This is a genomic window from Kitasatospora nipponensis (genome assembly GCF_039528135.1).
In the GTDB taxonomy this organism is placed as follows: domain Bacteria; phylum Actinomycetota; class Actinomycetes; order Streptomycetales; family Streptomycetaceae; genus Kitasatospora; species Kitasatospora nipponensis.
This window is the reverse complement of the sequence record NZ_BAAALF010000028.1, coordinates 1-7,995: the sequence shown is the minus strand read 5'-3', so window position 1 is coordinate 7,995 and position 7,995 is coordinate 1. Positions and strand designations below refer to the sequence as shown.

General features: G+C 76.7%; 4 protein-coding genes. All 4 read left to right on the top strand.

Annotated features, from left to right (window positions below):
- Nucleotides 1-78 precede the first annotated feature (78 nt).
- Nucleotides 79-3,222 carry a non-ribosomal peptide synthetase gene (locus ABD323_RS10970; RefSeq protein WP_344441130.1) on the top strand — a complete coding sequence of 1,048 codons (3,144 nt, stop codon included), beginning with the start codon at nucleotides 79-81 and terminating at the stop codon, nucleotides 3,220-3,222.
- Nucleotides 3,219-4,400 carry an acyl-CoA dehydrogenase family protein gene (locus ABD323_RS10965; protein WP_344441129.1) on the top strand — a complete coding sequence of 394 codons (1,182 nt, stop codon included), beginning with the start codon at nucleotides 3,219-3,221 and terminating at the stop codon, nucleotides 4,398-4,400. Before ABD323_RS10970 ends, ABD323_RS10965 begins: the two co-directional genes overlap by 4 nt.
- 28 nt (nucleotides 4,401-4,428) lie before the next feature.
- Nucleotides 4,429-6,378 (top strand): non-ribosomal peptide synthetase, encoded by a 1,950-nt coding sequence (locus ABD323_RS10960; RefSeq protein ID WP_344441128.1) that lies wholly within the window; start codon nucleotides 4,429-4,431, stop codon nucleotides 6,376-6,378.
- A gap of 61 nt (nucleotides 6,379-6,439) precedes the next feature.
- Nucleotides 6,440-7,995, top strand: a 1,556-nt coding sequence (locus ABD323_RS10955) for an amino acid adenylation domain-containing protein (RefSeq protein WP_344441127.1), incomplete at its 3' end; no start/stop codon positions are given.

Below are 7,995 nucleotides of genomic sequence, written 5' to 3'. Positions count from 1 at the left end.
CGCCGTCCGGCCCCAACGGGCCGGCCGGCCGCGGCGCACCGAGGTCACCACACCTCGCCACCAGCGAAGGGACCGTTCATGTTCGCCCTCTCCTCCTCCCAGGAGATCGTCTGGCTGCACGAGCAGTTGCAGCCGGGCAGCCGTGCCTACAACTTCACCGCCGTGCTGGACCTGTGGGGCACTCTCGACCTGCCGGCCCTGAACGCCGGCCTGGCCGCGGTGATCGCCCACCACCCGGGCCTGCGCCTGGAGTTGGTCCCGCAGCCCGGCGCCCTGCCGGCCCAGCGGGTCAGTGAGCGGGCCGAGCCCGAGCTGCGCCGCAGCGACCTGTCGGGCGAGGCCGACCCGCAGGCCGCCTGCCAGGAACTGCTGGCCGCCGAGGCCGGCGAGCCGCTGGACACCACGCGGGCGCCGCTGATCCGCTGGCACCTGGCCAAGCTCGAGGAGCAGCACCACCGCCTGATCCACGTGGAGCACCACCTGATCCACGACGGGCACTCCTTCGCCATCCTGCTGCGCGACCTGTTCGCGGTCTACCGCGCCCACGTCCTGGGCGAGACCGTCGAGCTGGCGCCCGCCCGCTCCTACGAGGAGCACGTGCGCAGCGCCAGTGGCGAGGAGCGCGAGCGGGCCCGCGAGCGCAGCCTGGCCTACTGGCAGCAGGAGTTGCGCGACGCGCCGCTGGACCTGGCGCTGCCGGGCCTCAGCCGCCCGGGCGCGGTGCGCCGCCACCGCGGCGGCCAGCTGCGCCAGTCGATCGGCGCCGACCTGGCCGAGCGGCTGCGGGCGCGCAGCCGCGCGGACGGCCACACCCCGTTCAGCACCCTGCTCACGCTCTTCGCGGAGCTGCTGCGCCGGCACGGCGCGCACCGCGAGCTGGTGGTGGGCACCGCGGTGGGCAACCGGCCGGTGGGGTTCGAGGGCACGGTCGGGATGTTCGTCAACACACTGCCGCTGCGGCTGCGGCTGGACCCGCAGGCGCCCGCGCTGGAGGCGATGGACGAGGTCACCGACACCCTGCTGCGGGCGCTGCCGCACCAGGAGGTGCCGGTCCAGGAGCTGACCCGTGCGCTGGGCCTGCACACCAGGGGCGCGGACAACCCGCTCTTCGACGTGATGTTCAGCGCCCATGACGCGGCCCTGCCCGAGATCCAGGCGCCGGGCCTGGAGGTCTCGCTCTACGAGGGCTTCAACACCGGCACCACCCGCTTCGACCTGGACCTGGTGCTGATGCCCGACGACCGGCGGGTGGTCGGCGAGCGGCACGGCGCGGCGGGGATGACGCTGGTCTGGGACTACGACGCCGACCTGTTCGGCGAGGAGGTGGCCGGCCTGCTGGCCGAGCGCCTGCTGGACCTGGTGCGCGGCTACCTCGACGAGCCCGCCACGCCGCTGGCCGCTCTCGCCGTGCCCGCTCCGGTGGCCGTTGCGGTACCCGAGGCCGTCGACGCCGGTGAGGCCACCGAGGCCCTGGCCGCGCTGCTCGACCCGGCCGCGGCGCACGACCCGCAGCGGACCGCCCTGGTGGCCGGCAGCGAACGCCTGACGTTCGGCGAACTGGACCGGCGGGTCTCCGAGTTGGTCACCCGGCTGCAGGCGGCCGGGGTGAGCGCCGGTCAGCCGGTGGCCACCGTGCTGCCGCGCGGGGTGGAGAGCGTGGTGGCGCTGCTGGCCTGCCTGCGCAGCGGCGCGGTGTACGCGCCGCTCTCCGCGCAGGACCCGGCGCCCCGGCTCGGCCTGCTGCTGGAGCGGCTGAGCCCGGCCCTGGTACTGGCCACCCGGCAGAGCGCGCTCGCGCTGCCCGCCGAGGGCCGCACCCCCGCGCTGCTGGACGGCCCCGCCTTCCCGAAGGCCGAGCCGGCGCCGCAGTTGGAGGGGGCCGCGTACGTGATCCACACCTCCGGCTCGACCGGGGTGCCCAAGGCCGTCGTGGTGGGCCGCAGCGCGCTGGCCGGCTACCTGGGCGCGGTGGCCGATCGCTACCAACTGACCGCCGAGGACCGGGTGCTGCTCTTCGCCCGACCCTCCTTCGACGTGGCGTTGGAGGAGGTGCTGCCCTCGCTGGCGGCCGGCGCCTGCCTGGTGCTGCCGCAGCGCGAGGTGCCCACCGGCCCGGAGTTGGTCGCGGTGCTGGCCGCGCGGCAGGTCACCGTGGCCAACCTGCCCACCAGTTACTTCCTGAACGTGCGCGAGGAGCTCCTCGAGGCGCTGCGCGACGGGCGCGTGGCGCCTCGGCTGCTGGTGCTGGGCGGCGAGCGGCTGCCCGCCGAGGCGCTGCGGGAGCTGGTCCAGGGCGGCGGCACCCGGGTGCTGAACGCGTACGGCGTCACCGAGGCGACCGTCACCTCCACCGTGCACGAGGTCACCGCGGCCGACCTGGCCGCCGGCAGCGAGGTGCCGCTGGGCGTCGAGCTGCCCGGGGTGCGGATCCACGTCCTGGACGACGGGCTGCGGCCGCTGCCCGCCGGCGGGGTGGGCGAGTTGGCGATCGGCGGCCCGTCACTCGCGCAGGGGTACCTGGGCCTGCCGCAGGCCACCGACGCGCGGTTCGTGACGCTGCCCGCGCTGGGCGATGAGCGGGTCTACCGCACCGGCGACCGCGGCTTCCGCGACCTGGCGGGCCGGCTCTGGTTCCTGGGGCGCCAGGACAACCAGGTCAAGCTGCGCGGCTACCGGATCGAGCTGGAGGAGATCGAGGCCGCCGCCAGCGCCGAACTGGGCGGCCGCTCCTGCGCGGTGGTCCTCGACCAGGACGGCGCGACCGGTCCGCGGCTGGTCGGCTTCCTGGAGGGCACGGACCGCCCGGACAGCACCGCGCTGCACACCGCGCTGGCGGGCCGGCTGCCCGCGGCCCTGGTCCCGGCCAGCTGGGTGACGCTGGAGACGATGCCCTCGCTGCCCGGCGGCAAGCCCGACCGTGCCGCGCTGGTCCGGGCGTTGGCCGAGCTGCCGGCCCCCGGCGACGAGCAGCCCACCGAGCGGCCGGTCCGCTTCGAGGACCCCGGGCTCGCCCTGCTGGCCGAGGCCTGGCAGGAGGTGCTGGGCCACAGCCGGTTCACCGCCGACTCGCACTTCTTCGAGGTCGGCGGCCACTCGCTGCTCGCCGCCCAGCTGGCCGCCTGGCTGGAGCCGCGGCTGGGCCACCGCCCGCCGCTGCGCGCGCTGTTCCAGAACCCCGTCCTCGCCGACCAGGCCAAGGCCCTGACCGGAGGTCAGCCGTGAGTACCGCCTTCCGCGCCCCCAGCGCCGTCCTGGAGGATGACCACCGCGAGCTGGTGGAGGCCTTCGAGAGTTTCATCCGCCGCGAACTGGTTCCGCTGGCGGCCGAGTTGCCCGAGAGCGGCGAGCTGCCGCCGGCCGACCTGCGGGCCTACGCCCGCCGGCGCTCGGCCGCGCTCGGCTTCTACGCCGGCGACTACCCCGAGGAGTTGGGCGGCTCCGGGATGCCGTTCACCGCCGTGGTCCTGCTGCACCACGCGGCCGGCCGCAGCGGCTGCGCGCTGGCGCCGTACGCGCTGGCCGGCTCCGACGGACCCAGCCCGCTGCTGCGGCACGGCACGCCCGAGCAGGTCGAGCGCTACCTCAGGCCGCTGGTGCGCGGCGAGGCGGCGCGCTGCCTGGCGCTGACCGAGCCGCAGGCCGGCTCGGACGCCTTCCGGCTCACCACCACCGCCAAGCGTGACGGTGACGGCTGGCTGATCAGCGGCCGCAAGACCTTCGTCAGCAACGCCGAGCACGCCGACTTCGCGCTGGTGGTCACCGCCACCGACCTGGGCGAGGGCACCACCGGCGGCGCCAGCGCCTTCGTCCTGCCGATGGACCAGCCGGGCCTGCGGATCGGGCAGCGCTACGACGGCATGTCCGGCGAGCCGCTGCACGAGCTGCTGCTGGACCAGGTCCGGGTGCCGATGGAGGCCGTGATCGGCGGCGAGCAGGGCGTGGGCGCAGCGATGGCGCTGGCCGTGGACAGCCTCTCGCGCGGGCGGCTGGTGGTCGCCGCGATGTGCAACGGCGTCGCCGAGTACGCGCTGCGCCTGGGCGTGGAGTACGCCCGCGAGCGGGAGGCGTTCGGCTCTCGGATCGGCGAGTACCAGCACGTCCAGGAGCACCTGGTGAGCAGCCGGGCCGAGGTGGAGGCCGCCAAGCTGCTCACGCTGGCCTGCGCCCGGCTGGTCGACGAGGGGACCGAGGCGCCGGAGAACGCGGCGCTGGCGAAGCTGACCTCCTCGCAGACCGCGGTGCGGGTGGTGGACCGCTCGTTGCAGGTGCACGGGGCCACCGGCTGGGTGCGCGGACATCCGCTGGAGTTCCTGTACCGCTACGTGCGGATGATGACGATCATCGAGGGGACCTCCGAGGTCCAGAAGGTGATCATCGCCCGGGCCATGGGCCTGGGCTGACCCACCACCACGACGCGGAGGCACCACGATGACCGACCCGACCACGATGACCGACCACGACACCGTCACCGACCCCGCCTCGGGCCAGCCGCTCAGCACCGCCCACGGCGGCCCGCACGAGCGGGCCGCGGTCCAGGCCCTCTTCCTCGACTGGGTGCGCCGCACCCCGCACGCACCCGCGCTGATCGACGGCGAGCGGAGCTGGAGCTACGCCGAACTCGACCGGCTCGCCGGCACCCTGGCCGACGCCCTGGGCGACCGGGTGCGCCCCGGCGACCTGGTGGGCGTCTGCCTCGACCACTCGGTGGCTCTGGTCGCCACCGCGCTGGCGGTGGCCCGGCTGGGCGCCGTCTACCTGCCGCTCGGCCCGCGCCCCGGCGAGCGCCGGCTGCAGGCGGTGGCGCGGAACCTGCGGCTGGGCTGCCTGATCGGCGACCCGGCGAAGCTGCCGCCCCCGCACCGCGACGCCGAGCGGCTGCCGCTGGCGCTGCCGGGCACGGACGCCGCCCCCGCCCCGGTGGCCGCGTTCGCCCCGCCGGCCCAGGGTTCGGCGGGCGCGCCGGCCGGCACCTTCTACGCGGTGCTGACCTCCGGCTCGACCGGCACCCCCAAGGCGGTGGCGGTCGACGAGGCCGCGCTCGGCACGGTGTCGAGCTGGTACCGCGGCCTGACCGGCCTGGGCCCCGGCGACCGGCACAGCCTGATGATCGGGGTCGCCTTCGACCCGCACCTCAAGGAGCTGTGGGCGACGCTGACCTCGGGCGCGGCGCTGAGCGTGGCCCCCGACGAGGTGCGCTGGGACCCGGGCGCGCTCACCGGCTGGTGGCGGCGGGCGGCGATCACCGCCGCCATCCTGCCCACCCCGCTGGCCGAGCCGGTGCTCGACCTGCCCTGGCCCGGGGGCCTGGTGCTGCGGCACCTGACGGTCGGCGGCGACCGGCTGCGCCGCGGGCCGGCCGCGGACGTCACCGCCCACGTCCACAACGCCTACGGCCCGGCCGAGGCGACGGTGGTGACGACCGTGCACACGATGGCCCCCGGTGGTGAGGGCGAGGCCGCGAGCCGGGCCGAGGCGCCGCCGATCGGCCGCCCGCTGCCGGGCGTGGCGCTCTTCGTGACCGACGAGCAGGGCCGGCCGGTGCCCCGCGGCACCGCCGGCGAGCTGCGGATCGGCGGCGCCGGCCTGGCGCTGGGCTACCTCGACCCCGTGCTCACCGCGCGCCGGTTCGTCCCGGCGCCGGGCGGTGCGGGCGCCGCGCCGGACGCTGCGGCGATCGACCGGGTCTACCGCACCGGCGACCGGGTGCTGATGCGCGCGGACGGGGTGCTGGAGTTCCAGGGCCGGCTCGACGACCAGGTGAAGGTCAGCGGCGTGCGGATCGAGCCCGCCGAGGTGGCGGCCGCCTTCGAGCGCGACCCGCGGGTGCGCCGCGCGGTGGTGGCCGCGCGGGTCGGGGTGGCCGGGGTGGTGCAGCTGGTCGCCTTCGTGCAGCCCGACTCCCGCGACGCGGTGGCCACCGGCACCGACCTGCTGGCGCAGGTGCGCGGGTGGCTGCCCGAGCAGGCCGTGCCCGGCGTCGTCCGGCTGGTCGAGGACTTCCCGTTGGACGCCAACGGCAAGGTGGACCGGGCCGCGCTGCTGGCGGCCGAGGAGAACCGGCCCGCCGACGGCGCCACCGTGGACGCCGCGCCGGACACCGCACCGGACACCGCGCCGGACGCCTCGCCGACCGAGCGGACCGTGCTGCGGCTCTGCCGGGAGCTGCTGGGCCGCCCCGCGCTCGGCCCGCTGGACAACTTCGTCGACGCGGGCGGCAACTCGCTCGCCGCCTCGCGGCTGCTGGTGGCCCTGGAACAGGAGTGCGGGGTGCGGCTGCGCGCGCCCCAGCTGCTGCGCCAGCCCGACCTGCGCCGGCTCGCGGAGCTGGTCGAGGCCCGCCGCCCGAGCGCCACCGCGCCCGTCCCGGCCGCTTCCTGACCGAACGCCGTACCAGGGTGCCCCGGCCCGCGCGGCCGGGGCGCCCGGAAGGGAACCCCGCATGTCCTCCCCCGATCCGATCGCCGTTCGCACCCCCGACCACCGCACCGGCCCCACCGCGGGCCGCACCCCGGACTCCGGTGCCACCGGCGTGCCCGCGCTGATCGCCCGGCACGCCGAGCACCACCCGCGGGCGCTGGCCGTCTGCGACGGCAGCACCGTGCTGACCTACCGCGACCTGGTGGCCGCCGCCGGCCGGCTCGCCGGCGCGCTCACCGCCCGTGGGGTGGGCCCCGGCAGCGCGGTGGGCCTGCTGGCCGCCCGCTCCACCCGCCTGGTCGTCGCCCAGCTCGCCGTCTGGTGGGCGGGCGGCCACGTCGTCCCGCTGGACCCGGCCCACCCGCGCCCGCGCACCGCCGCGATGATCGAGGACGCCGGCGTCCGGCTGACCCTCGGCGACAAGGCGCTGCTGGCCGAGGCCAAGCTGCCCGGCGAGCGGATCCTGGTCCTCGACGACACCGACCTGCCCGACGACGACACCCCCGCCACCCCGCCGCACCCCGGCCTCGACGCCCCCGCGGCCCGCGCGCTGGTGCTCTACACCTCCGGCTCCACCGGACGGCCCAAGGGCGTCGAGCTCACCCACCGCGCGATCGCGGACCTGGTGACCGCGCCGGACGCGGTGGTGCTGGGCCCGGGCGAGCGGGTGCTCTTCCACTCGGCGACCACCTTCGACGCCTCGACCTTCGAGATCTGGGCCCCGCTCGCCCAGGGCGCGGCGCTGATGGTCTCCCCCGAGGAGCGGCCCACCCTGGAGGAACTGGCCCGCGACGTCGAGCGGTTCGGCGTCACCACCGCGTTCCTGACCACCGCGCTCTTCCACCAGCTGGCCGCCCGGCAGTCCCGGATCTTCGGCGTGCTGCGGACCCTGGTGGTCGGCGGCGAGGCGCTCTCCGCGCAGCACGCGCGCACCGTGCTGCGGGCCTTCCCCTGGCTCGACCTGCGCAACGCCTACGGGCCGACCGAGGCCACCACCTTCACCACCCTGCACCGGGTGCGCGAGGAGGACTGCGCGGGTCCGCCGCCGATCGGGCGCCCGATCGGCGCGGCGAGCGTCGCGGTGCTGGACGAGCGGCTGGCGCCGGTGGCCCTGGGCGAGCGCGGCGAGCTGTGGATCGGCGGCGCGCGGCTGGCGCTGGGCTACCTGGGGCAGCCGGACCTGACGGCGCAGCGGTTCCGGCAGGTCCCGGGCCACGGGCTGATGTACCGCAGCGGCGACCTGGTCTCGGCGCGGGCGGACGGCACGCTGGACTTCCACGGGCGGGCGGACGACCAGGTCAAGATCCGGGGCTTCCGGATCGAGCCGGGCGAGGTCGAGCACGCCCTGCGCCGGCACCCGCAGGTCGCGGAGGCCGCCGTGGTGGTGCACCGGGCCGGCGAACCGGACGCGGCGCTCGCCGCCTACCTGGTCGCCGTCGAGGGGCAGCGGCTCTCCACCGCCGCCCTGCGCGCCGAGCTGGCGGACACCCTGCCCGCCCACCTGGTGCCGACCGCCTGGACGGTGCTGGACGCGCTGCCGCTCACCCCCAGCGGCAAGGTGGACCGCCGGGCGCTGCC